The sequence below is a fragment of the Streptomyces sp. NPDC058985 genome (assembly GCF_042740985.1).
Classification (GTDB): domain Bacteria; phylum Actinomycetota; class Actinomycetes; order Streptomycetales; family Streptomycetaceae; genus Streptomyces.
This window is the reverse complement of the sequence record NZ_JBHYJX010000021.1, coordinates 60,020-82,632: the sequence shown is the minus strand read 5'-3', so window position 1 is coordinate 82,632 and position 22,613 is coordinate 60,020. Positions and strand designations below refer to the sequence as shown.

23 protein-coding genes are annotated in these 22,613 nt (G+C 74.8%); 10 read left to right on the top strand and 13 right to left on the bottom strand.

What is annotated here, in order from left to right:
* The first annotated feature begins 18 nt into the window (after nt 1-18).
* Both ACFW01_RS20065 and ACFW01_RS20060 read left to right on the top strand, forming a co-directional pair.
* Nucleotides 19-1,605, top strand: coding sequence for an alkaline phosphatase D family protein (locus ACFW01_RS20065; RefSeq protein ID WP_384505138.1), 1,587 nt, complete (start codon nt 19-21; stop codon nt 1,603-1,605).
* A gap of 174 nt (nt 1,606-1,779) precedes the next feature.
* On the top strand, nt 1,780-3,123 hold the full coding sequence (locus ACFW01_RS20060) for a GNAT family N-acetyltransferase (protein ID WP_384505135.1): 1,344 nt from the start codon (nt 1,780-1,782) through the stop codon (nt 3,121-3,123).
* Nucleotides 3,124-3,162: 39 nt separating this feature from the next.
* Here the strand turns inward: ACFW01_RS20060 and ACFW01_RS20055 are convergent, their stop codons facing one another.
* Complete coding sequence (locus tag ACFW01_RS20055) at nt 3,163-4,386, bottom strand: trans-sulfuration enzyme family protein (protein ID WP_384505132.1); 1,224 nt, start codon at nt 4,384-4,386, stop codon at nt 3,163-3,165.
* Nucleotides 4,387-4,446: 60 nt separating this feature from the next.
* On the opposite strand from ACFW01_RS20055, the gene ACFW01_RS20050 reads away from it, so the two are divergent.
* Together ACFW01_RS20050 and ACFW01_RS20045 are read left to right on the top strand one after the other, a co-directional pair.
* Nucleotides 4,447-4,938, top strand: a complete 492-nt coding sequence (locus tag ACFW01_RS20050) for an Lrp/AsnC family transcriptional regulator (protein WP_234957568.1) — start codon at nt 4,447-4,449, stop codon at nt 4,936-4,938.
* 78 nt (nt 4,939-5,016) lie between these two features.
* On the top strand, nt 5,017-6,705 hold the full coding sequence (locus ACFW01_RS20045; protein WP_384505129.1) for a DUF885 domain-containing protein: 1,689 nt from the start codon (nt 5,017-5,019) through the stop codon (nt 6,703-6,705).
* A gap of 7 nt (nt 6,706-6,712) precedes the next feature.
* Here ACFW01_RS20045 and ACFW01_RS20040 read toward each other — a convergent pair whose 3' ends face one another.
* The 3 genes from ACFW01_RS20040 to ACFW01_RS20030 all read right to left on the bottom strand — a co-directional run bounded on the left by ACFW01_RS20040 (nt 6,713) and on the right by ACFW01_RS20030 (nt 8,752).
* On the bottom strand, nt 6,713-7,558 hold the full coding sequence (locus tag ACFW01_RS20040; protein ID WP_234957570.1) for an SDR family oxidoreductase: 846 nt from the start codon (nt 7,556-7,558) through the stop codon (nt 6,713-6,715).
* Nucleotides 7,559-7,735: 177 nt separating this feature from the next.
* Complete coding sequence (locus tag ACFW01_RS20035) at nt 7,736-8,254, bottom strand: immunity 21 family protein (protein WP_384505126.1); 519 nt, start codon at nt 8,252-8,254, stop codon at nt 7,736-7,738.
* A 21-nt stretch (nt 8,255-8,275) separates the two neighbouring features.
* A complete protein-coding gene (locus tag ACFW01_RS20030; RefSeq protein WP_384505123.1) occupies nt 8,276-8,752 on the bottom strand; it encodes a rhodanese-like domain-containing protein in 477 nt (158 codons plus the stop codon).
* Between the two features lie 122 nt (nt 8,753-8,874).
* On the opposite strand from ACFW01_RS20030, the gene ACFW01_RS20025 reads away from it, so the two are divergent.
* Nucleotides 8,875-9,321: an Lrp/AsnC family transcriptional regulator gene (locus ACFW01_RS20025; RefSeq protein WP_234957573.1), complete on the top strand. Its 447-nt coding sequence runs from the start codon at nt 8,875-8,877 to the stop codon at nt 9,319-9,321.
* 16 nt (nt 9,322-9,337) lie between these two features.
* Here ACFW01_RS20025 and ACFW01_RS20020 read toward each other — a convergent pair whose 3' ends face one another.
* From ACFW01_RS20020 to ACFW01_RS20000, 5 genes are all read right to left on the bottom strand, one after another.
* Nucleotides 9,338-12,331 carry an AAA family ATPase gene (locus ACFW01_RS20020; RefSeq protein ID WP_384505120.1) on the bottom strand — a complete coding sequence of 998 codons (2,994 nt, stop codon included), beginning with the start codon at nt 12,329-12,331 and terminating at the stop codon, nt 9,338-9,340.
* On the bottom strand, nt 12,328-13,491 hold the full coding sequence (locus ACFW01_RS20015) for an exonuclease SbcCD subunit D (RefSeq protein WP_384505118.1): 1,164 nt from the start codon (nt 13,489-13,491) through the stop codon (nt 12,328-12,330). The genes ACFW01_RS20020 and ACFW01_RS20015 overlap by 4 nt, the downstream gene beginning before the upstream one ends.
* A gap of 145 nt (nt 13,492-13,636) precedes the next feature.
* The gene (locus ACFW01_RS20010) at nt 13,637-14,263 is read right to left on the bottom strand and encodes a YigZ family protein (RefSeq protein ID WP_234957576.1); all 627 of its coding nucleotides are present in this window, start codon (nt 14,261-14,263) and stop codon (nt 13,637-13,639) included.
* A 17-nt stretch (nt 14,264-14,280) separates the two neighbouring features.
* Complete coding sequence (locus tag ACFW01_RS20005) at nt 14,281-14,823, bottom strand: SixA phosphatase family protein (protein ID WP_384505115.1); 543 nt, start codon at nt 14,821-14,823, stop codon at nt 14,281-14,283.
* Nucleotides 14,820-15,527 (bottom strand): hypothetical protein, encoded by a 708-nt coding sequence (locus tag ACFW01_RS20000; protein WP_384505112.1) that lies wholly within the window; start codon nt 15,525-15,527, stop codon nt 14,820-14,822. The genes ACFW01_RS20005 and ACFW01_RS20000 overlap by 4 nt, the downstream gene beginning before the upstream one ends.
* A 149-nt stretch (nt 15,528-15,676) precedes the next feature.
* Between ACFW01_RS20000 and ACFW01_RS19995 the strand changes: the two genes are divergently transcribed.
* On the top strand, nt 15,677-16,084 hold the full coding sequence (locus tag ACFW01_RS19995; RefSeq protein WP_234957579.1) for a CoA-binding protein: 408 nt from the start codon (nt 15,677-15,679) through the stop codon (nt 16,082-16,084).
* A 94-nt stretch (nt 16,085-16,178) separates the two neighbouring features.
* Complete coding sequence (locus tag ACFW01_RS19990) at nt 16,179-17,402, top strand: 4-hydroxybenzoate 3-monooxygenase (protein WP_384505109.1); 1,224 nt, start codon at nt 16,179-16,181, stop codon at nt 17,400-17,402.
* Nucleotides 17,403-17,411: 9 nt separating this feature from the next.
* On the opposite strand, the gene ACFW01_RS19985 is transcribed toward ACFW01_RS19990, so the two are convergent.
* Nucleotides 17,412-17,771 carry a metalloregulator ArsR/SmtB family transcription factor gene (locus tag ACFW01_RS19985; protein WP_234957581.1) on the bottom strand — a complete coding sequence of 120 codons (360 nt, stop codon included), beginning with the start codon at nt 17,769-17,771 and terminating at the stop codon, nt 17,412-17,414.
* Between the two features lie 113 nt (nt 17,772-17,884).
* Here ACFW01_RS19985 and ACFW01_RS19980 point away from each other — a divergent pair, with 113 nt between their 5' ends.
* Nucleotides 17,885-18,919: a cation diffusion facilitator family transporter gene (locus ACFW01_RS19980; protein WP_234957655.1), complete on the top strand. Its 1,035-nt coding sequence runs from the start codon at nt 17,885-17,887 to the stop codon at nt 18,917-18,919.
* A gap of 3 nt (nt 18,920-18,922) precedes the next feature.
* Here the strand turns inward: ACFW01_RS19980 and ACFW01_RS19975 are convergent, their stop codons facing one another.
* Nucleotides 18,923-19,483, bottom strand: a complete 561-nt coding sequence (locus ACFW01_RS19975) for a YbaK/EbsC family protein (protein WP_234957582.1) — start codon at nt 19,481-19,483, stop codon at nt 18,923-18,925.
* A 43-nt stretch (nt 19,484-19,526) separates the two neighbouring features.
* Entirely contained in the window at nt 19,527-20,099 is a 573-nt protein-coding gene (locus ACFW01_RS19970; protein ID WP_376355788.1) for a helix-turn-helix domain-containing protein, read from the bottom strand.
* Between the two features lie 141 nt (nt 20,100-20,240).
* Here ACFW01_RS19970 and ACFW01_RS19965 point away from each other — a divergent pair, with 141 nt between their 5' ends.
* Complete coding sequence (locus ACFW01_RS19965) at nt 20,241-21,098, top strand: DMT family transporter (RefSeq protein ID WP_234957584.1); 858 nt, start codon at nt 20,241-20,243, stop codon at nt 21,096-21,098.
* Nucleotides 21,099-21,126: 28 nt separating this feature from the next.
* Here the strand turns inward: ACFW01_RS19965 and ACFW01_RS19960 are convergent, their stop codons facing one another.
* The gene (locus ACFW01_RS19960; protein WP_234957656.1) at nt 21,127-21,933 is read right to left on the bottom strand and encodes an acyltransferase; all 807 of its coding nucleotides are present in this window, start codon (nt 21,931-21,933) and stop codon (nt 21,127-21,129) included.
* 107 nt (nt 21,934-22,040) lie between these two features.
* Between ACFW01_RS19960 and ACFW01_RS19955 the strand changes: the two genes are divergently transcribed.
* Nucleotides 22,041-22,577 carry a gamma carbonic anhydrase family protein gene (locus tag ACFW01_RS19955; RefSeq protein WP_234957585.1) on the top strand — a complete coding sequence of 179 codons (537 nt, stop codon included), beginning with the start codon at nt 22,041-22,043 and terminating at the stop codon, nt 22,575-22,577.
* Nucleotides 22,578-22,613: the final 36 nt, after the last annotated feature.

Sequence of the window (22,613 nt, the reverse complement as noted above, 5' to 3'; positions counted from 1 at the left end):
GTCCTTGGAGGCGCGTCCATGTCACACCGTCCGTTGCCCGGCCGCCGCAGTGTGCTGCGCGGCTCGCTCGCCGCGTCGGCGGCACTGACCCTGCCCACCTCGCTCGGGGCGGCGCCGGCGTTCGCCCGTTCCGGGCGTCCCGGGGCGGGCTGGGGTGTGCAGACGGGGGACGTGACCTCCCACTCCGGTCTGGTGTGGGTGCGGTCCGACCGCCCGGCGCGGATGATCGTCGAGACGTCCGCGACCGAGTCGTTCCGCCGCCCGCACCGGTGGCACGGTCCGCTGCTCGGCGGGGACACCGACTTCACCGGCACCACCCGGCTGCACGGCCTGCCGCCCGGCGAGCAGATCCACTACCGCGTCCTCCTCGCCGACCCCGACGACCCGCGCCGCACCGGCGAGCCGGTCTCCGGCACCTTCCGCACCGTGCCGGTCCGTCGGCGCGACGGTGTGCGCTTCGTGTGGTCCGGCGACCTCGCGGGGCAGGGCTGGGGCATCAACCCGGACCTGGGCGGCTACCGCATCTACGACGCCATGGGGGCCCTGGACCCGGACTTCTTCCTCTGCAGCGGCGACACCATCTACGCCGACGGGCCCATCGCGGAGACCGCCGCCCTGCCCGACGGCCGCACCTGGCGGAACGTCACCACCGCGGAGAAGTCCAAGGTCGCCGAGACCCTCGCCGAGTTCCGCGGCAACTTCCGCTACAACCTCCTCGACGAGAACCTGCGGCGCTTCAACGCGCGGGTCCCCTCCGTCGTCCAGTGGGACGACCACGAGGTCCGCAACAACTGGTACCCGGGCCAGGTGATCGCCGAGACGGACGACCGGTACACCGAGAAGAGCGTCGACGTGCTGGCCGCCCGGGCCCGGCGGGCCTTCGGCGAGTACTTCCCCCTCTCCACCCTGCGTCCCGGCGCGCGCGAGGGCCGTGTCCACCGGGTGCTGCGCCAGGGCCCGCTGCTCGACGTGTTCGTGCTGGACATGCGGACCTACCGCAACGCCAACTCCCCGGGCGGCCAGACCGTCGACCCGCAGGGCATCCTCGGCCGCGAGCAGCTGGAGTGGCTCAAGCGGGAGCTGTCGCGGTCGCGTGCGGTCTGGAAGGTGATCGCCGCCGACATGCCGATCGGCCTGGTCGTGCCCGACACCACCGAGGGCGCGCCCCACATCGAGGCGGTCGCGCAGGGCGACCCCGGCGCGCCGCTGGGGCGGGAGCTGCAGATCGCCGAGCTGCTGCGGTTCGTCAAGCACCGGCGGATCACCGGCACGGTGTGGCTGACGGCCGACGTGCACCACACGTCCGCCCAGCACTACCGGCCCTCGCGGGCCGCGTTCTCCGACTTCGAGCCGTTCTGGGAGTTCGTGTCCGGGCCGCTGAACTCGGGTGCCTTCCCGGCCAGTTCACTCGACGGCACCTTCGGTCCCGAGCGGGTGTTCGTGAAGGCGCCGACCGCCTCCAACGTCTCGCCGGCGGAGGGCTACCAGTTCTTCGGCGAGGTCGACATCGACGGCGACAGCGCCGAGATGACGGTGCGGCTGCGCGAGCAGGACGGCACGGTGCTGTACACGAAGGTGCTGCGGCCGGGACGGGTGGGGCAGTAGTCCCGTAGCCTGTGGGGTGTACCGCGCACCGGCGTCATCCCCCGGTGCGCGGTCCGTGACGGCGGCCGGCGGCCGGCGGTCCACCAACTCCCCACAAATACACCAGAACCCTTTTTTACCCATCGGTCACAGTGCGTTCGTGACCGGGCAACACCGCTCCTTCACAGTGGGTGCATGAGTCGAGACCTGCCTGAAGTGACCGCCGCCGTGGCCCTCTTGGCCGAGCACGGTCCCGCGGTGCCCGTGATGCTGCTGGCCTCGGTGGCCACCCTGATCGCCACGGCGGGCTTCCACACCCGTTGGTCACGCCGCCACGGGCAGGCGCCGCCCGCGGACGATACCGGCGCCCGGCCACCGACCGACGAGCGGCGGGCCGGGCGTGCCGAGGACGACGGCGGGCCCGCGCGGCCGGCCGGTGCCGAGGAGAGCGCGCTGTGGCGGATGCGGACGACGGTGCGGGACGCGCCGGGTTCGCTGGCGGTGCTGTGCGCGGCCCTGGCCGACCGGCGGATCGACATCCTGAGTCTCCAGACGCACCCGCTGGCCCGGGGCACGGTCGACGAGTTCCTGCTGCGCGCCCCGGCCGGACTGACCGGGTCCGAACTGGCCGGCGTGGTGACGGCGGCGGGCGGTGACCACACCTGGACGGAGCGGGCGGACGCGCACGACCTGGTGGACGCGCCGACCCGGGTACTGGCCCTGGCCGCCCGGACGGCCCTGGACGCCGCGGAACTCCCGCTGGCGCTGCGCCAGTTGCTGGGCCGGTGCACCATCCGGTCGCTGCCCGCCGCTGTCGGCGGCGCCGGGGACGACGTACCGCCGGAGGGCGCGCTGGAGGACACCGTGCTGCGGCTGCGCGCCCCGGAAGGCGGGGTGATCAGCGTGGAGCGGCCGTATCTGCCCTTCACCCCCGCGGAGTTCGCCCGGGCGCGGGCCCTGGTCGAGCTGGACGCGCGGCTCGGTCCGCGGGTGCCGCGCGGCCGGGACTCGCTGACGCTGCCCGAAGGACGCGACATCACCGTCCGCCGCGCCGACACCCGGGACGTCGCGGCGGCGAAGGCGATGCACGAGCGGTGCTCGCCGCGCACCCTCGGGATGCGGTACCACGGCCCGGTCGGGGACGCCGACCGGTACATGAACCACCTGCTCAGCCCCCGCTTCGGCCGCACCCTCGCCGTGCAGACCGCCTCGGGGCGGATCGTGGGCCTCGGTCATCTGCTGTGGGACGGGGACGAGACGGAGGTCGCGCTGCTCGTCGAGGACGCGTGGCAGCGCCGGGGCATCGGCGGCGAACTCCTCGGCCGGCTCGTGGCGATGGCGACCGAGACGGGCTGCGCGAGCGTGTACGCGGTCACCCAGGCCTCCAACACCGGCATGGTCGCCGCGATGCGCGGCCTGGGCCTCCCCCTCGACTACCAGATCGAGGAGGGCACCCTGGTCGTCACCGCCCGCCTGAACCCGGCCCCCCGGACCGCCACCGCGCCGGTGCCGCACGGGGAGCGGACCGGCGGGGAGTAGGCGGGCGGCCGGCGCCTCCGGCCCGAGCCCCGCCGGCCTTTACTCGACCCCCGACAACGCCTCCCGCAGGGGGATCGCGCCGGGCGCCCGCTCCCCCAGCGCGCCGTCCAGGTCGGCCCACAGGTCCTCGACGTCCTCCAGGCCCACCGAGAGCCGCAGCAGCCGGTCGCCGACCCCGGCGTCCCGCCGGTCGTCGGCGTCCACGATGCGGTGGCTGATGGACGCCGGGTGCTGGATGAGCGTGTCGACGCTGCCGAGGCTCACCGCCGGGGTGATCAGGCGAACGCGGCCGATGACCTCGTGCGGGTCGCCGTGGACCTCGAAGGAGACCATCGCGCCGCCGATGCGCGGGTAGTGGACGCGGGCCACCCGCGGGTCGGCGGCGAGCCGGGCGACCAGCTCCGCGGCGTTCGCGGAGGCGGCCCGCACCCGCACCGGCAGGGTGGAAAGGCCCCGCAGCAGCAGATAGCCGGCCAGCGGGTGCAGCACACCGCCGGTGGCGAAGCGCACCTGCCGCAGCCGCCCGGCGAACTCCTCGTCGCAGGCGACCACGCCGGCCAGCACGTCCCCGTGCCCGCCGAGGTACTTGGTGGCGCTGTGCAGCACCAGCCGGGCCCCGTGTTCGGCGGGACGCTGGAGCACCGGTGTGGCGAAGGTGTTGTCCACGAGCAGTGGCACGGAGCCGCAGGCGTGGGCGACGGCCCGCAGGTCGACCTCGGCCAGCGTGGGGTTGGCCGGCGACTCGACCAGCACCAGGCCGGTGTCCGGGCGCAGCGCGTCCGCGACGCCCGCCGGGTCGGTCCAGGTGACCTCGGACCCCAGCAGCCCGGCGGTCAGCAGATGGTCACTGCACCCGTACAGGGGCCGTACGGCCACGACGTGCCGCAGTCCCATCGAGCCGCGGACCAGCAGGACGGCGCTCAGCGCGGCCATGCCGCTGGCGAAGGCGACCGCGGACTCGGTCCCCTCCAGCTTGGCCAGCGCCGTCTCGAAGCGGGCGACGGTGGGGTTGCCGAGCCGTCCGTAGACCGGTGGGCCGTCGGGTTCGGCGCCGGTGGCGGCGAAGGCGTCGATACGGGCGGCCTCGCCGCGGCTGTCGTACGACGGGTAGGTCGTGGACAGGTCGATGGGCGGGGCGTGCAGTCCCCGGCCGGCGAGGTCGTCGCGGCCGGCGTGCACGGCCTCGGTGGCCAGTGCCCTGCCCGTGGCGGCGGTGATGCGTACGTCGTCGGGGTGTGACGTGGGCGTGCGCGCAGAGTCCATGGGCCGAAGAATGAACACCGACCGGGCCTGCACGGTGACCGGCCGTGTTACGTTCGGGCCATGGCCGAATCCGTCGTACTGGATCCGGTGGACCTCCATCTGCTGCGGCTGCTGCAGAACGACGCCCGGACCACCTACCGCGATCTCGCCGCCCAGGTGGGCGTCGCCCCGTCGACCTGCCTGGACCGGGTGACCCGGCTGCGGCGGGCCGGGGTGATCCTCGGCCATCGGCTCGAACTGGACCCCGCCAAGCTGGGCCGTGGTCTCCAGGCGCTGCTCTCGGTGCAGGTGCGCCCGCACCGGCGGGAGCTGGTCGGCCCCTTCGTGGAGCGGATCAGGGCGCTGCCGGAGTCGCGCACGGTCTTCCACCTCACCGGCCCGGACGACTACCTCGTCCATGTCGCGGTGGCGGACATGACGGATCTCCAGCGGCTGGTGCTGGACGGCTTCACGTCCCGGCCGGAGGTGGCCCGCGTCGAGACGCGGCTGATCTTCCAGCAGTGGGAGTGCGGCCCGCTGCTGCCGCCGTCCCCGCCGACGGCCACGCCCTGAGCGAAATCCGGCCGCGCACGGCTTCGGGCCCGGGTCACCGGGCTGACGGGGCACCGGTATCCGTATGAGGATGTCCGCATGTCAGAGACCAAGAGCCCGCTGCCCCGCGAGGTCGCCGACGCCTACGTCGACGACCTCATCGCCCTCGACCCGGTCACCGGTACCTATCTCGGCGTCGCCGAGAGTTCGAGCCTCCTGCCCGACCTCTCGCCCGCGGGTCAGGAGGCCCTCGCGGAGCTGGCCAGGACCACCCTCGCCCGGCTGGACGAGGCGGAGCGCCGGCCCGGCGGGGACAGCGACGTGGAGCGGCGCTGCGCCCGGCTGCTGCGGGAGCGCCTCACGGCGGAACTGGCCGTGCACGAGGCCGACGAGGGCCTGCGCTCGGTCGGCAACATGGGCACCGCCGCCCACTCGGTGCGCGAGGTCTTCACCATCACGCCGACGCGGACCGACGAGGACTGGGCCCGCGTCGCCGAGCGGCTGCGCGCGGTACCGGCGGCGTTCGCGGGCTACCGCGCGTCGCTGGCCCTGGGGCTGGAGCGGAAGCTGTACGCCGGGCCGCGGCCGACCGCGACCTTCGTCGAGCAGCTCGGCGAGTGGGCGGACACCGGCGAGGGGCGCGGCTGGTTCGAGGACTTCGCCGCCGACGGGCCGGACGCGCTGCGCGCGGAGCTGGACGAGGCCGCGCGGGGCGCGACGGCGTCGGTGGTCGAGCTGCGGGACTGGATGCGCGACGTGTACGCCCCGGCGATCGAGGGCGCCCCGGACACCGTGGGCCGGGAGCGCTACGCCCGCTGGTCGCGCTACTACAACGGCACCGACCTCGACCTGGACGAGGCGTACGCGTACGGCTGGGCCGAGTACCACCGGCTGCTCGCCGAGATGAAGGCGGAGGCCGAGAAGATCCTCCCCGGGGCCGCGACGCCGTGGGTGGCGCTGGCGCACCTGGACGAGCACGGCAGGCACATCGAGGGCGTCGACGAGGTCCGCGACTGGCTGCAGGGCCTGATGGACCAGGCGATCGAGCAGCTGGACGGCACGCACTTCGAGCTCGCCGAGCGGGTGCGGCGGGTGGAGTCGCGGATCGCCCCGCCGGGCAGCGCGGCGGCCCCGTACTACACGTCGCCGTCGGAGGACTTCTCCCGTCCCGGCCGCACCTGGCTGCCGACGATGGGCCAGACCCGCTTCCCGGTGTACGACCTGGTCTCGACCTGGTACCACGAGGGCGTCCCGGGCCACCACCTGCAGCTGGCCCAGTGGGCGCACGTCGCGGCGGACCTCTCCCGCTACCAGGCCTCCGTGGGCCTGGTCAGCGCCAACGCCGAGGGCTGGGCGCTGTACGCGGAGCGGCTGATGGACGAGCTGGGCTTCCTCACCGACGCGGAGCAGCGCCTCGGGTATCTGGACGCGCAGATGATGCGGGCCGCCCGGGTCGTCGTGGACATCGGCATGCACCTGGAGCTGGAGATCCCGGCCGACTCGCCGTTCCACCCGGGCGAGCGCTGGACGCCGAAGCTGGCGCAGGAGTTCTTCGGCGCGCACAGCAGCCGCCCGGCGGACTACGTGGAGAGCGAGCTGACCCGCTATCTGACGATCCCGGGCCAGGCGATCGGCTACAAGCTCGGGGAGCGGGCCTGGCTGCTGGGCCGGGAGAAGGCCCGCGAGCGGCACGGCGACGCCTTCGACCCGAAGGCGTGGCACATGGCGGCCCTCTCCCAGGGTTCGCTGGGCCTGGACGACCTGGTGGACGAGCTGTCCCGGCTCTGACGGGCGGTCACCTGCGGAAGCCGCCCTCCGAGTCGACGACCTGACCGGTCACCCACGCCGCCTCGTCCGTGGCCAGCCACGCGATGAGGCGGGCCGGGTCGTCGGGCGTGCCCCAGCGTCCGCCGGGGAAGCACGCGGCGACGGCGTCGTAGGCGTCGCCGGTCAGGTAACCGGTGTCCACGGGACCGGGGTTGACCGCGTTCACCGTGACGGCGTGCTCGGCGAGGGTCGTCGCCAGGGAGCGGGTGACGGACGCCAGCGCGCCCTTCTGGAGCGCGTAGGCGATCTCGCCGGGCATGCCGCCGGCGATGTCCTGGCCGGAGGTCATCATCACGACACGTCCGCCGGGCGTCCGGGGCGGCAGTGCGGCGCGGTGCCGGGCGTACGCCTGGACCAGCAGCAGAACCGAGCGGGTGTCGACCTGCCAGTGGGCGTCGAGCATCGCGGCGTCGATCGTGTCGAGGGTGCCGTCGGAGCCGCTGAGGGCGTGATTGGCGACCAGGACGTCCAGCCGCCCGCCGAGCGCCTCGGCGGCGGTGGCGACGAGGCGGGCGGGCGCGTCCGGGGCGGTCAGGTCGGCGGGGCCCTCGTGCACGGCGGCGTCCGGATCCCCCAGGGCGGCGCGGACGGACGCGGTGACGTCCTCGACGCGGTCGGCGCCCCAGGGCATGGCGGCGTCGTGCGGGACGTGGTGGTGCAGGTAGACGCTCGCGCCGTGGGCGGCGAGCCGGCGGGCCACGGCGTGGCCGATGCCGCCGCGCCGGCTGGCGCCGGTGACGAGTGCGGTACGGCCGCGCAGGGGCAGCGGGTCGCGTCGCAGCTCTTCGGGGGTGGGGTGCGGAAGTGGGGGCATGGGCACCCATGATGAGCGGGCCGCGGCGGCCCCGCACGTCAATATCGCGGCGGCTACCGGTCGCCGGGCCACCGCGGCTGGACGAGACTCAGCCACGTCTGCGCGCCGGGGCGGCACCGGGCCGGGCGACACCGGACGGCAGCACCGCCCCGGCACGCACCGAGCAGCCCGCCGCGGCTACCTCTCAGCCAGCCACCGCAACTGAACCAAACCCAGCCATGTCTCCGCGCCCGGGCGCGCCTCGGCCGCGCGCACCGCGTACCGGCCGGGGGCGATCGAGACCCGCACACGCCCCGCGCGCTCCGACACGGCGCCGGGCCAGGCGGCGTCGAACAGGAGCACCGGTCCCGGCACGCGCCAGGCCACCTCGGGCTCCCACTCGGCCGTGTCGAGGGCGGCGGTCACCCCGGCCAGCACGTCCTCCTCGGAGTCGGCGGCGCACCAGCGGACGAAGGTCTGGTGCTCGGGCAGATAGGCGGTCGAGGCGGGTTCGTCGCCGAGCACCAGGGCGGTGGAGTCGCCGACCGGGAGGAGTCCGACGTAGCCGTCGACCTCGCAGGCCCGGTCGTAGTCGGAGTCCGCGTCCTCGCCGTCGGCACCGGTCCAGAACGGCAGGACCGTCTCCGGAACCGCTATGAGCGGACCCCCGCCCGACTCGACCCACTCCACCGCGCCCGGCTCCGCGTATCGCACCATGCGGCAGAACCTACACGCCGGTCAGCAGCCGCAGTCGTCCGCGTCCACCGGGACGGTGAGGGGGTCGGCGGCCGGGTGTTCGGTGCCCTGCCGGGTCTCGTAGGCGAAGCCCTCGCGCACCCAGTACTCGAAGCCTCCGCGCATCTCCTTGACAGGGTAGCCGAGTTCGGCGAGGGCGAGGGCCGCGCGGGTGGCGCCGTCGCAGGCGGGTCCCCAGCAGTACGTCACCACCGGGACGGCGGGGTCGAGGAGGCGCCCGGCCTGTTCGGCGACGCGCGCGGTGGGCAGGTGGACGGCGCCGGGTACGTGGCCCTGGTCCCAGGACTCGGTGGACCGGCAGTCCACCAGCGTGAATCCGGGGCCGCCGTCGGCCGCCGTCGCGGCGGCGACGTCGGAGACGTCGGTGTGGAAGGCGAGACTCGCCCGGAAGTACGCGGCGGCCTCGGCGGGCGGCGCGGGGGCGACGCGCAGAACGGGGTTGACGGTGGTGACGCTCATGGTCCGGCCTCTCCTCGAAGGTTCTTCCGGTGCAGAAATCTACGGTCGGCAACCGTCAACCTGAACGGTGATTCCCTGGCCTTTCGCTTGTTGCGCCGGGGATTTCCTGCTATTGATCACTCATGCCCGAGCATTCCCCGGACGCCACCGACTGGCTCATCCTCGACGCGCTGCAGCGCAACGGGCGGGCCGGTTTCGCCGAGCTGGCCCGTGCCGTGTCGATGTCCGCGAGCGCGGTGACCGAGCGGGTGCGGCGGCTGGAGGAGGCCGGGATCATCCAGGGGTACGCGGCGGTCGTGGACCCCGAGCGGCTGGGGCTGCCGATCCTGGCCTTCGTGCGGTTGCGCTATCCGGTCGCCAACTACAAGCCGTTCCACGACCTGGTCGCGGTCACGCCCGAGATCCTGGAGGCGCACCACGTCACGGGCGACGACTGCTTCGTCATCAAGGTGGCGGCCCGTTCGATGCGGCATCTGGAGGAGGTGTCCGGCCGGATCAGCGCCCTGGGGTCGGTCACGACGAGCGTGGTGTACTCCTCGCCGCTCCCCCGCCGTCCCCTGGGCCGCTGAGGTCCGCCGGGGCCGTTCAGCCGGTGCCCCGTTGGCGCAGTGCGGACCCCGACCGTCCCTTCACGACCTCCAGTTGGGCATGGACCCGGCGCCGCAGGTCGGCGACGTGACTGACGATGCCGACGCTGCGGTCTCGTTCGCGCAGGGAGTCGAGGACGTCGAGGACCTCGTCGAGGGTCTGGTCGTCGAGGCTGCCGAAGCCCTCGTCGATGAAGAGGGTGTCCAGGCGGACGCCGCCGGCCTCGTCCGTGACGACGTCGGCCAGGCCGAGCGCGAGGGCCAGCGAGGCGAAGAACGTCTCGCCGCCGGAGAGCGTGACCGTGTCGCGCTCCCGGCCGGTCCAGGCGTCGACGACGTGCAGACCGAGGCCGCTGCGGCCGCGGCCGGTGCGGTCGTCGGAGTGGACCAGGGTGTAGCGGCCGGCGGACATGCGGGTGAGCCGCGCGGTCGCGGCGGCGGCGACCTGTTCGAGGCGGGCGGCCAGGACGTAGGACTCCAGGCGCATCCGGCGGTCGTTGTCCGCGGAGGTGCCCGCGGCGAGGCCGGCCAGGCGGGCGACGCGGGTGTGCTCCTCGCGCAGCGGGGCGAGCCGGTGCACCGAGTCGGTGGCCCGCGCGGAGAGCCGGTCCAGCTCCGCGCAGCGCCGGGCGGCGGCGTCGTGGGCGGACGACGCCTCGCGCAGGCGCCGGCCCGCGTCGGCCGCGGCACGTTCGGCCGCGGCGGGGTCGGCCCGCGGGCGGCGGGCCGCGTCGGCGGTGTCGGGCTCGGCGAGGACCGCGCGGACGGCGTTCTCCTCCGCGTCCCGGGCGTCGAGCCGGTGCTGCAGCTCGCGGTGGGCGTCGTCGTCGAGCAGCGCGGCGGCGGCGTCCGCCGGGGTGTCGAAGCCGGCCCGGAAGGCGGCGTCGGCGAGGCGCGCGTCGGCGTCCTTGAGCCGCTGGGCGGCTTCCTGTGCGGCGCGGGCGGTGTCGGCGGCGTCGGTGAGCAGGGCGGCCCGGTCCTCCAGTTGGGCGGCCCGCGCCGCCACGCTCCCGGCGGTGCCGCGGGCCCGGGTCAGCTCCTGCTCCAGCGCGGCCCCTTCACTCTCCAGCCGCTCGCGGCCCGCGACCCGGGAGGCGGACCGTACGGCCGCCTGCTGCTGGGCGGCGACCCGCTGCTCGCGTTCGTCCCCCGCACGGCGCAGCTCCTCCTGGGCCGCGTGCAGCCGGGAACCGGCCGCGCGCACCCGCTCGTACTCGCGCTCCAGCTCCTCGGCCTCCTCGGCCAGCCGGGCGGTGGGCGCCTCCCCGGCCTCGGCCGTGGCGGCGGCCAGTGCCTCGCGTACGGTGCCCAGGCGCCGTTCGGCGTCCGCGCGGCGCTCGTCGGCGTGCTGGTAGGCGGTGAGGGCCCGCTCCTCCGCCGCGCGGTCGACGTGGCCGTCGATCCGGCGGGCGGGGGCGGGGTGTTCGGTGGCTCCGCAGACCGCGCAGGGCGTCCCGTCGGTGAGGCCGGCGGCGAGTTCGGCGGCGATGCCACTCAGCCGCTGCTCCTTGAGGTCGAGCCAGTGGGCGCGGGCCGCGACGGCCTCCTCGGCCGAGGCGAGTGCCCGGCGCTGGGCGTCGTCGGTGTCGGCGGCGAACCGGTCACGCTGCCGGGCCGCGTTCAGCCGCCGCCGCGCGGGGTCGCGTTGTACGGCGAGCTGTTCGGCGCGGGTCGCGGCCTCCTGGGCGTCGTCGACGCGTGCCTGGAGTCCGGTGCGGGTGGCCTCCCAGTCGGCGAGCCAGGTCTCCGCCTCGTGCCGGACGTCGTCGTCGGCACGTTCCTGACGGTCCAGTACGGCCCGCTCCTCGTCGAGTTCGGCGAGGCGCCGTTCGGCCCGGCGGGCCGACTCCAGGCCGCCCAGTTCCTCGGCGGCCCGGCGGGCGGCGGCGGCCAGCCCGGCGGCACCGGCGTCGGCGAGGGCCTCCGGCAGCTGGGCACGTGCGCGTGCCTCCGCGAGCGACGCCCGCCCGTGTTCGGCTTCCGCGGCGTCCCGCAGCTCCAGTGCGGGTGCGACCGCTTCGGCCTTGCGGGACCGCTCCATGCGCCGCTGCGCGGCCTGGTGGGCCTCGGTGCGCTCCGCCAGCCGCTCGGCCCGCTCCCGCGCCTGGGCGAACCGGCGCTGCAAGCGGTCCAGTTCCCGTGCGTCGGCGAGGGCGCGGTCGGCGGCGGCGTGTGCGGATTCGGCCGTGGTGAGGCGGCATTCGGCGACGGTCAGCAGTTCGCGGGCCGTGGAGCGGGCGACGGCGGCGGCGCCGAGGACGGTCTCGGCCAGGCCCGGCTCGCCCGGCGCCAGTTCCGGCAGTTCCATGGCGTCGTCGGCCGCCTGCTGCATCCGGTGGGCGTCGGCCAGGAGAGCGGCGTCGCCGTCCCGCACCCGGGCCTCGGTCGTCCGGCGCCGTTCGGCGAGGCGCTGCTCGACCTCGGCGAAGCGCCGGGTGTCGAAGAGGCGGCCGAGCAGCTTGCCCCGGGCCTCCGCGTCGGCGCGCAGGAAGCGCGCGAAGTCGCCCTGGGGCAACAGCACGACCTGGCAGAACTGCTCGCGGCTCATGCCGAGCAGTTGCGTGACCTCCTCACCGATCTCCTGGTGGGAGCGGCTCAGGTCCTTCCAGGCCCCGGCGGTCGCGTCGTACTCGCGCAGCCAGGTCTGGGCCTTGTCGACGGTGGTGCCCTTGCCGCGCAGCTTCGGCCGCTGCCAGGGCGGCTGCCGGGTGATCTCCAGGCGCCGTCCGGCGACGGTGAGTTCGAGCCGGACCTCGGTGCGGGTGCTGGTCGCCGCGTGGTCGCTGCGCAGGGTCATGCCCTGACCGCTCTGCCGGGCACCGGGCACGGAGCCGTACAGCGCGTAGCAGACGGCGTCGAGGACGGACGTCTTGCCCGCGCCGGTGGGACCGTGCAGCAGGAAGATGCCGGCCGCGGAGAGGTCGTCGAAGTCGACGCTCTGCGCGCCGCCGAAGGGGCCGAAGGCGGTGAGGTCCAGCCGGTGCAGCCTCACCGGGCCACCTCCCGTACGGTCTCGTCGGCACGCACCGCGTCGAAGGCGTCCCGCAGGACGGCCTGTTCGTGGTCGTCGGGTCCGGCGCCGCGCACATGGGCCACGAAGTCCTCGGCGATCTGCTGGTCGCTGCGGTCGGCGAGGCGCCGGGCGTAGGACACGCCGGGTTCGTCGGGGGCGCGCTCGGGGTCGAAGACGAGGCTGAGGGTGTGCGGGAAGCGCTCGGTGAGCCGGGCCATGGGATCGTCCGGGCGGACCGGGTCGGTGAGGGTCGCCTCCACCCACGCCTCTTCGTGCGGGGTCAGCCCGGGATCGGCGAGCAGGTCGTCCAGGGTGCCGCGCAGCCGGGCCAGCGCGCGCGGCACCGGGCAGTCGACGCGCTCGGCGGTGACGGTCCCGGCCGCGTCCAGGTCGACGAGCCACACGCTCTTGCGGTGCCGGTGCTCGGAGAAGGAGTACGGCAGCGGGGAGCCGGAGTAGCGGACGCGCTCGCCGATGGTCTGGCAGCCGTGCAGGTGGCCGAGGGCCACGTAGTCGACGCCGTCGAAGACACCGGCGGGGACGGCGGCGACCCCGCCGACGGTGATGTCGCGCTCACTGTCGCTCGGCTCGCCGCCGGTGACGAAGGCGTGCGCGAGGACGACGGAACGGGTGCCCGTGGCACGCGTGGTGAGGTCGGCCCGCACGCGGTCCATGGCGGCGGCGAGCACCGCCTCGTGCCCCGCCTTCTCCACTGCGAACTCCGCCTTCACCAGGGCTGGTTCGAGGTACGGCAGGCCGTAGAAGGCGACGTCCCCGTGGGCGTCCGGCAGCACCACCGGCGTGCCGCAGCCGGCCGGGTCGGTGCGCAGGTGGATGCCCGCGCGGTCGATGAGTCCGGCGCCGACGCCGAGGCGACGGGCGGAGTCGTGGTTTCCGGAGATCATCACGGTGGGCACGCCGAGCCCGGCGAGGCGGTGCAGGGCGTCGTCGAACAGCTCGACGGCGGCGAGCGGCGGCACCGCGCGGTCGTACACGTCCCCCGACACGACCACGACGTCGACGGCGTGCTCGCGCACGGTCGCGACGAGGTGGCCGATGAACGCCTCCTGGGCGTCGAGCATGTTCACCCGGTGGAACGCGCGGCCGAGATGCCAGTCGGACGTGTGCAGAATTCTCACAGAACCGCCCCGACCCGCATGTTTCCCCTCACTTCGCGCCATATCCGGCACGACTCCCGCCACCGGCACCCACCACGCTAACGCCCGCCGGCCCCTGATCCACCACGAACCTCAGACGTTCGTCGGCCGGCGGTCGCCACCGCCGTCACGCGTCTCCGTACGCCTCCCCGCCCCGTTCGAACCCGGCCGACCCGGCGGTGGCGTTCGCGAGCCAGGAGCGGAAGGTCTCCACCTCGGTCTCGGGCAGGCCGACCTCGATGGTCACCGCCTCGGCGTAGCGCACGTCGCGCACCGCGTGGCCCGCCGCGCGCAGGTCGTTCTGGAGCCGCCCGGCCCGCTGGTGGTCGACGGTCACCGTGACCAGCCGGAACCGGCGCCGGGTGAGGGTGCCGAGGTCGTCCAGCGCCTCGCCGACCGCGCCCCCGTAGGCCCGGATGAGTCCGCCCGCGCCGAGCTTGACGCCGCCGTAGTAGCGCGTGACGACGGCGACGACGTACCGCATGTCGCGGCGCAGCAGCATCTGGAGCATCGGGACACCGGCCGTGCCGCCGGGCTCGCCGTCGTCGCTCGCCTTCTGGACGGCGGCGTCGGCGCCGATGACGTACGCCCAGCAGTTGTGGCTGGCGTCGGCGTGTTCCTTGCGTACGCCCGCGACGAACGCCTGGGCCTCCTCCTCGGTGGCGGCGGGGGCGAGGGCGCACAGGAAGCGGGAGCGGTTGATCTCGGTCTCGTGCACACCCGCGCGGGCGACCGTGCGGTACTCGTCCTGCATGCGGCCAGCCTATGCGCTCACGAACGCCCGCCCCTCGGCACCGTCACCGCGGTGAGCAGGGCCGCTCCGGGGGCGAGCGCCCGCCAGGTGGTGCCGTGCCAGTCCAGCACGGCCACGGCCGACGTGGGGTACTTGGTCCGGACCCGGTCCAGCGCGTCGTCGAGGGCGTCGCCGGCCAGGGTGCCGATGAGGTCCTCCAGGCCGGGGTTGTGACCCACCAGGAGCAGCGTCTCGACGTCGGCGGGCGTCTCGCGCACGACGTCGAGGAGGTCCGGTACGCCGGCGGCGTACAGGCGCGGGTCGTGACGCACCGGCGGGGGCGTGCCCCACTGCGCGGAGGCCAGTTCCCAGGTCTGCCGGGCGCGCAGGGCGGTGGAGCACAGCGCGAGGTCGGGCAGCCAGTCGTGCTCCGCGAGGGCGCGTCCGGCGGCGGGGGCGTCGCGCAGTCCGCGCCGGGCGAGCGGGCGGTCGTGGTCGGCGACGCCCTCGGGGCGGGCCGACTTGGCGTGCCGCAGGACCACCAGGCGGCGCAGCGGGCCGGAGCCGGGGCGCTCGATCACGCGGGGGCTCCGAGGTCGCGGGTGAGGTGGAGGCCGAGGAAGCGGTCGGCGTAGGCGAAGATCTCGAAGCGGGCTCCGTCCGGCAGGTCCGGGTCGGTCTCCACGCCGTGCAGGACCCGCAGCACCCCGGGCGCGTCCAGGTCGTCCTCCCAGGCAGACCGCAACCGGTCGCGCACCTCGGCCGGTACGGGGCGCGAAGGCTGCCGCGCCCAGGCGGCGACCGCGCTCCGCCGGCGCGCGAGGGTGTCGCGGGCCTCGTCCAGGGTGGTCGCGTCCAGTTCCACGCGCGCGTGGTGGTGCCGTTCCAGCAGGGCGAGACGCACGGCGTCCGGGTCGGTGAGGTCGAGTCCGGCCGGGTGCACGGGGGCGACGGCGATCGTGACGCCGTCCGGGACGGGTCCTCCCGCGCGCCGGACGTGCACGGTCTGGCCGGTGTCCGGTCCGGCGCCGCCGTCCTCGAAGGGCCGGATGCCCAGGGCCGCCGCCCGCTCCCGCAGCCCGCCGGGCTCCCGCGCGGCGGTCAGCAGTGCCCATGCGGGCGTGCCGGCCAGATCCAGGGCGCGGACCAGGAGGTCGGCGACGAGCAGCACGCGCAGCGTGGTCGTGTCTCCGTCCGGCGCGTGCGCCACGACCCGCGTCGGGGCCCGCCGGGCGGGGGCGGCGGGGGCGGGCTCTCCGGTCCGGGCGTCGATGATGCGCAGCACGGGGTGAGCGTAGGCGGGGTGACGCGGTGACGCACAGGGGGCGCGCGCGTCGCTCCCCCGCCGCGCGGGGAATCTCGGCTCCCCGCCCTCCGTTGACCAGACCGGGAGACGCGACCCGCGGGTCACCCGGGAACCGAAGGAGGCCGCCGGTGTACGGCGACGAGGCAGCAGTCCGCAAGATCCTCACCGAGCTGGGAGACACCTGGGCCGTGGTGGGCCTCTCCTCCAACCGGCAGCGCGCGGCGTACGGCGTCGCCGAGGTGCTGCAGCGTTTCGGCAAGCGCGTCGTGCCCGTGCATCCCAAGGCGGAGACGGTCCACGGCGAGCAGGGGTACGCCTCCCTCGCCGACATCCCCTTCGACGTGGACGTCGTCGACGTCTTCGTCAACGCCGACCTGGCCGGCCCGGTCGCCGACGAGGCGGTCGCGAAGGGCGCCGGGGCGGTCTGGTTCCAGCTGGGCGTGATCGACGAGGCGGCGTACGAACGGACCCGGTCCGCGGGTCTGGAGATGGTCATGGACCGCTGCCCGGCCATCGAGATCCCCCGACTGGGCTGACGCCGGGATCAGCGTTCCAGGGAATTTCCGGCGCCCCGGGACGAAGGCCCCGCGGCCGTTCCCGAGGGCGTCCGGGCGCCCGCATACTGTGCGCGTGACCGCACCTTCCTCCCACTCCGGCTCGGCCACCGCGCGGCGTTTTCCGGTCGTCGTCGTGGGCGCCGGACCGGCCGGGCTCGCCATCGGCGCCATCCTGCGCGCCGCGGGCGTCGGCTGTCTGGTCCTGGAGACCGAGACCCGTGAGTTCATCGAACGGCGGCCCCGCGCCGGGGTCATCGAGGAATGGGCCGTACGCGGGCTGGAACGGCGGGGGCTGGCGCGGACCCTGCTGGAACGGGCGCAGACCCACACCGAGTGCGAGTTCCGGTTCGCCGGGGAGCGGTTCCGCTTCGAGTACACCGGGCTGACGGGGCAGCACCACTTCGTCTATCCGCAGCAGTTCCTGGTGACGGACCTGGTGCGCGAGTACGCGGACGTGCGCGGCGGGGAGATCCGGTTCGGTGTCCGGGACGTACGCCTGCACGAACCGGAGTCCGACCGTCCGTCGGTGTCGTACGTGTGCCCCGACTCCGGTGAACGCCTCCACGTGCGGGCGGACTTCGTGGCGGGCTGCGACGGGGCGCGCGGGGTGACGCGGGCGTCGCTGCCCCGGGGGCGGGCCCGGCTCGCCCGGCACGACTACGGCGTCGGCTGGCTGGCGCTGCTCGCCGAGGCGCCGCCGTCCTCGGACTGCGTCGTGTTCGGCATGCATCCGCGCGGTTTCGCCGGCCACATGCCGCGCAGCGCCGAGGTGACCCGCTACTACCTCCAGTGCCCGCCGGGGGACGACCCGGAGAGCTGGTCGCACGACCGGGTCTGGACCGAACTGCGGGAGCGCCTGGGGGCGGCCGGCGCACCGCCGCTCCGGGAAGGGCGGCTGATCGAGCGGCGCGTCCTGGACATGCACAGCTACGTCGTCGAACCCGTGGTCTTCGGCCGGCTCTTCCTGGCCGGGGACGCGGCGCACCTGACGGCGCCCATCGCCGCCAAGGGGCTGAACCTCGCCCTGCACGACGCGTTCCTGCTCGGCGACGGGCTGGCGGCGCACTTCACGGAGGGCGACGACACCGGGCTGTCGGGGTACGCGGGGGCGTGCCTCGCCCGGGCCTGGGACTACCAGGAGTTCTCCCAGTGGCTGTCGGAGGTCTACCACGGCACGGCGTCGGGCGACCCGTACCGCGCGGGTGCGGCGCTGGCGAGGCTGCGCCGCCTGTTCGACTCGCCGGCCGCGGCGACGGAGTTCGCCGAGCGCTACCTGGGCGTGCGGACCGGCGGCTGAGGCCGCCGGTCAGTCGTGCAGCGGCCGGTCGCCGAGCCGGTGGTCGGCGACGTTCAGCGCCTCGCCGACGAGGCGGCGCAGATGCCCGTCCCGCAGCGTGTACACGACCCGGCGCCCCTCCTTGCGGGTGCTCACCAGCCCCGCGAGCCGCAGCCGGGCCAGGTGCTGGCTGACCGCGGGCCGCGCCGCGTCGCACGCCTCGGTGAGGGTGGTGACGTCGGCCTCGCCGTCGGTCAGGGCGTGCAGCAGGGTCAGGCGGGTGCGGTCGCCGAGCAGGGCGAGGAGTTCGGCGGCGAGCGCGAACTGCTCCTCGCCCGGCGTGCGCGGGTGCGCGTCGTCCGCAGCTGACAGGTGCATGCGTGCGCTCATACGCACATAATGGCGCCGTGGGCGTCACGCGTCCACCCACCGCACCGGACCACCCGGACCACCCGGACCACCCGGACCACCCGGACCACCCGGACCACCGGAAGGGGCATCCCGTGAGCGACCCGCACCGGCATCACCCCCACGACGGCCACCGTCCCCCCGCGGGCGGATGGCACCGTCTCACCCACCGGCTGACCCCGCACTCCCACGAGAGCGCCGCCAAGGTGGACTCCGCCCTGGAGTCCTCCGCCCGCGGGCTGCGCGCGCTGTGGGTGTCGCTGGCGGTGCTGGGCGCCACGGCGCTCGTCCAGGCGGTAGTGGTGGCGGTCTCCGGGTCGGTGGCGCTGCTCGGCGACACGGTCCACAACACCGCCGACGCGCTGACCGCCGTACCGCTCGGCATCGCCTTCGTCCTGGGCCGGCGCGCTGCCACCCGGCGCTTCACCTACGGCTACGGGCGGGCGGAGGACCTGGCCGGCATCGTGATCGTCCTGACGATCGCCGCCTCCGCGGTCCTCGCGGCCTGGACGGCGGTGGACCGGCTGCTCGACCCCCGTCCCGTCGCGCACGTCCCGGCGGTCGCCGCGGCCGCCCTGGTCGGCTTCGCGGGCAACGAGTGGGTGGCCCGCCACCGGATCCGGGTGGGCCGGGAGATCGGCTCGGCGGCGCTGGTCGCCGACGGACTGCACGCGCGGACGGACGGCTACACGTCACTGGCCGTGCTGCTGGGCGCCGGCGGCGCGGCACTGGGGTGGCAGCTCGCCGACCCGCTGGTGGGGCTGGCGATCACGGCCGCGATCACGCTGGTCCTGCGGGACGCGGCGCGCGAGGTGTTCCGGCGGCTGATGGACGCCGTCGACCCGGCGCTGGTGGACCGGGCGGAACAGGTGCTGCGCGAGGTGCCCGGCGTGCGCGGGGTGGGTGAGCTGCGGCTGCGCTGGGTCGGGCACCGGCTGCGCGCCGAGGTCGCCCTGGTCGTCGACGGCGAGACGACCGTCCGCCGGGCCCACGGCATCGCCGTCGAGGCCGAGCACGCCCTGTTGCACGCCGTGCCGCGGCTCACCGCCGCGCTGGTCCACGCCGACCCGGCCCCGGTGCCGGGCGAGGCGGACCCGCATCTGGCGCTGGCCCACCACGCGCCGAGGTGAGGGTCAGGCGGCGCCGCCCAGCCCCTCCAGGACGGCGGCGCCCGGCAGTTCGGCGAAGGCCTTGCCGGGGACCAGCAGCTTGCCGCGCCGGCGTCCGCTGCCGACGAGGACGTAGGGCAGATCGACGACGGACGGGTCCACCAGCAGGGGCCAGTCGCCGGGCAGGCCGATCGGGGTGATGCCGCCGTACTCCATGCCGGTCTCGCCGGTCGCGGTGTCCATCGGGGCGAAGGACGCCTTGCGCGCGCCGAGGTGACGACGGACGACGCCGTTGACGTCGACGCGGGTGGTGGAGAGGACCAGGCAGGCGGCGAGCGTGCTGCCGCCTGCCCGCTTGCCGGTGACCACCACGCAGTTCGCTGAGCGTTCGAGCAGGTCGCGGCCGTAGTGCTCGACGAAGGTGGCGGTGTCGGCCCATTCCGGGTCGGTGTCGACGTAGACGATCTGCTCGGCGGGGACACTGCCGCGCCAGTGGCGTACGGCGTCGGCGACCGGGCGGGTCAGCTCGTCCAGGCAGTCCGGTGCGGGCGTGGCGCTGTCGAAGTTCCCGATGGGTGCGTGCATGGCCGCACGCTAACAACAGCGACCGGTGGGCGGGACGGCCGTCTCAGCGGACGGGCGGCACCGACACCGCCATGATCATCTCCATCGGCTCCGCGCCTTCGTTGCCGTACGTGTGCGGGGTGTCGGACTCGAAGGAGGCGCTGGCACCGGCCGGGACGCTGTGTGCCGCCCCGTCGACGGTGAGCGTCAGCTCCCCGGTCGTGACGTGCACCATCTCGACCGTGCCGGTGGGGTGCGGGTCGGAGGGGCTGCTCTCCCCCGGCATCAGCCGCCACTCCCACATCTCCAGCGGCCCGGGCGCCTCCACCCCGGCGAGCAGCCTGCTGAAGCTGCCGGCGTCGGTGTGCCAGAGGCGTACCGCCTGTTCGGCGGGGACGACGCGGACCTTGGGGCCCTGCTCCCAGTCCAGCAGGGTCGTGATGCTGATGCCGAGCGCGTCGCCGATCTTGACGACGGTACCGAGGCTGGGGTTGGTGCGGGCCTGCTCGATCTGGATGAGCATGCCGCGGCTGACGCCCGCGCGGGCGGCCAGCGCCTCCAGGGTGAAGCCGCGCTCGGTGCGCCAGCGCTTGACGTTGCGCGCCAGGGACTGGGTCAGCAGGTCGAGGTCCGCCACGTTCCGTCCCTTGCCTTCATGAGTTCGTGCACCGTAACGCGCACCGTTCGTGCATTATTTTGGATGACGCAGTGCAGTCCAGTGAACTATGGTCTGCTGCACCCGAAGGTTCACCGAACTGTACTGCGAGGCGGCCGGATCATGACAGCGCTGTTCGCCCTGGCCACCAGCCTCCTGTGGGGCATGGCCGACTTCGGCGGCGGGGTACTGACCCGGCGCACGCCCGCGCTCACGGTGGTCGTCGTCTCCCAGTCGGTCGCGGTCGTCGTCCTCGGCACGATCGTGGCCGCGACCGGCGCCTGGAGCGAGGCGTCCGCACACCTCTGGTTCGCGGTCGCCGCCGGTCTGGTCGGCCCGGTGGCGATGCTCGCCTTCTACAAGGCGCTCGCCCTGGGCCCGATGGGCGTGGTCTCGCCCCTGGGCTCACTCGGCGTGGCCGTCCCGGTGGGTGTGGGTCTCGCCCTCGGCGAGCGCCCCGGGCTGCCGCAGTTCGCCGGCATCCTGGTCGCCGTCGCGGGCGTGGTGCTCGCCGGCGGTCCGCACCTGCGCGGCGCGCCGGTCCAGCGGCGCACGGTCGCCCTCACCCTCGTCGCGGCCTTCGGGTTCGGTGCCGTGATGGTCCTGATCGCGGAGGCGTCAACCACGCTCACCGGCCTGTTCCTCGCCCTGTTCGTCCAGCGCGTCACCAACGTCGCCGCCGGCGGACTGGCCCTGTGGGTGTCCGTCCGGCGCGGCGCCCCCGCGCTGCCGCCGGAGGGCTTCCCGTGGGGCTCGCTGCCCGCGCTCGGCTTCGTGGGGCTCGCCGACGTCGCGGCCAACGGCACGTACTCGATCGCCGCCCAGCACGGCCCGGTGACGGTGGCGGCGGTGCTGGCCTCCCTGTATCCGGTGGTGACCGCGCTGGCCGCGCGCGGGTTCCTCAGCGAACGGCTGCGCGCCGTGCAGGCGGCGGGCGCGGGCCTCGCCCTGGTGGGCACCCTGCTGCTGGCCACGGGCTGACCCGGCCGCCGCGCGGTCGCGGGAACGCTCAGCTCTCGGCGGCCGGTTCCGCGAGCCTGCCCGTGACCTCCGGCCGGTCGTCGTCCAGCTCCGCCAGCCTGGCCAGCGCCTCGCCGTCCAGCCCCGACAACTCCCGCAGCTGTCCCGGCGTGACCCCGTCGGGGATCGGCACCGGCGCCGGGGTCCGCAGCGGCGGCTGCCAGCCCTCGGCGGGGGTCCAGCGCCGTACGACCTTGGCGGGCGCGCCCGCCACCACCGCGTGGTCGGGGACGGTGCCCCGCACCACGGCGCCGGCGGCCACGACCACGTTCCGCCCGATCCGCGCGCCGGGCAGGATCACCGCGCCGGTGCCGATCCAGCAGCCGGGGCCGATCTCGACCGGGTCCATTCGGGGCCACTGCTTGCCGATCGGCTGGTGCGGATCGTCGTAGGAGTGGTTGGTGGAGGTGACGTAGACGTACGGGCCGAAGTAGCAGTCGCCGCCGATGGTGACGGTGGTGTCGGCGATGACGTGGCTGCCGCGGCCGAGGACGACCCCGTCGCCGATGCGCAGGATCGGCTCGGGACCGAGGTCGAGGTCGGGCATGAGCCCGGCGGTCAGCGTGACCTGCTCGCCGATGATGCAGTGGGCACCGACGTGGATCCAGGGCTCGCCGAAGACCGTGCCGAGCGGGAAGGCGAGCCGGGTGCCCGTGCCCAGCGCGCCGAAGCGGAACCGTCCGGGGTGGGCGGCGGTGACGGAGCCGGTGCGCTGCACCCAGGCCCAGCCCGCGTGGACGGCCCGCTGCGCCAGGCGGCTCCGCCAGGACGAGAACGTGTTCTTGCGCTTGGGCACCCGCTCACGGTAGTCGGCGGGCGGTGCGGCCATGACCGCGGAGTGCTGTGATCTTCACCCCACCGGGTGGCGTACGGTGCCGTACATCACCCGAACAGGAGGCGGAGATGACGCAGAAGGCGCTGATCACGGGCATCGCCGGCAAGGAGCCCAAGGTGGACGCGGGGGCCTTCGTGGCACCGACGTCCTCGGTCATCGGAGACGTGACCCTGCACGCCGGGGCGAGCGTCTGGTACGGCGCGGTGCTGCGCGGCGACGTCGAGCGGATCTCGGTCGGCGCGGACAGCAACGTCCAGGACAACTGCACGCTGCACGCCGACCCCGGTTTCCCCGTCACGGTCGGTGAGCGGGTCTCCATCGGGCACAACGCCGTGGTGCACGGCGCGACGGTCGAGGACGACTGCCTGATCGGCATGGGCGCCACGGTCCTCAACGGCGCGGTGATCGGCGCGGGTTCGCTGGTCGCGGCCCAGGCGCTGGTGCCGCAGGGGATGCGGGTGCCGCCCGGCTCGCTGGTCGCGGGGGTGCCGGCGAAGGTCAGGCGGGAGCTGACGGAGGAGGAGCGGGCCGGGGTGACGCTGAACGGCACGATGTACGCGGCGCTGGCCGGGGAGCATCGGGGAGCTTTGGGGGATGTTCTCTAGCGGGCCGGGCGCGGGTGATTCGTGGCTGGCCGCGCC

Coding starts and splice junctions, on each gene's coding strand:
- ACFW01_RS20010 (WP_234957576.1), bottom strand. CDS start 14,263: ATGCAGGACGAGTACCGCACGGTCGCCCGCGCGGGTGTGCACGAGACC.
- ACFW01_RS19975 (WP_234957582.1), bottom strand. CDS start 19,483: ATGCACGCACCCATCGGGAACTTCGACAGCGCCACGCCCGCACCGGAC.
- ACFW01_RS20035 (WP_384505126.1), bottom strand. CDS start 8,254: ATGGTGCGATACGCGGAGCCGGGCGCGGTGGAGTGGGTCGAGTCGGGC.
- ACFW01_RS19965 (WP_234957584.1), top strand. CDS start 20,241: ATGACAGCGCTGTTCGCCCTGGCCACCAGCCTCCTGTGGGGCATGGCC.
- ACFW01_RS19985 (WP_234957581.1), bottom strand. CDS start 17,771: ATGAGCGCACGCATGCACCTGTCAGCTGCGGACGACGCGCACCCGCGC.
- ACFW01_RS19955 (WP_234957585.1), top strand. CDS start 22,041: ATGACGCAGAAGGCGCTGATCACGGGCATCGCCGGCAAGGAGCCCAAG.
- ACFW01_RS20050 (WP_234957568.1), top strand. CDS start 4,447: ATGGCCGAATCCGTCGTACTGGATCCGGTGGACCTCCATCTGCTGCGG.
- ACFW01_RS20065 (WP_384505138.1), top strand. CDS start 19: ATGTCACACCGTCCGTTGCCCGGCCGCCGCAGTGTGCTGCGCGGCTCG.
- ACFW01_RS20045 (WP_384505129.1), top strand. CDS start 5,017: ATGTCAGAGACCAAGAGCCCGCTGCCCCGCGAGGTCGCCGACGCCTAC.
- ACFW01_RS20060 (WP_384505135.1), top strand. CDS start 1,780: ATGAGTCGAGACCTGCCTGAAGTGACCGCCGCCGTGGCCCTCTTGGCC.
- ACFW01_RS20030 (WP_384505123.1), bottom strand. CDS start 8,752: ATGAGCGTCACCACCGTCAACCCCGTTCTGCGCGTCGCCCCCGCGCCG.
- ACFW01_RS20025 (WP_234957573.1), top strand. CDS start 8,875: ATGCCCGAGCATTCCCCGGACGCCACCGACTGGCTCATCCTCGACGCG.
- ACFW01_RS20040 (WP_234957570.1), bottom strand. CDS start 7,558: ATGCCCCCACTTCCGCACCCCACCCCCGAAGAGCTGCGACGCGACCCG.
- ACFW01_RS20055 (WP_384505132.1), bottom strand. CDS start 4,386: ATGGACTCTGCGCGCACGCCCACGTCACACCCCGACGACGTACGCATC.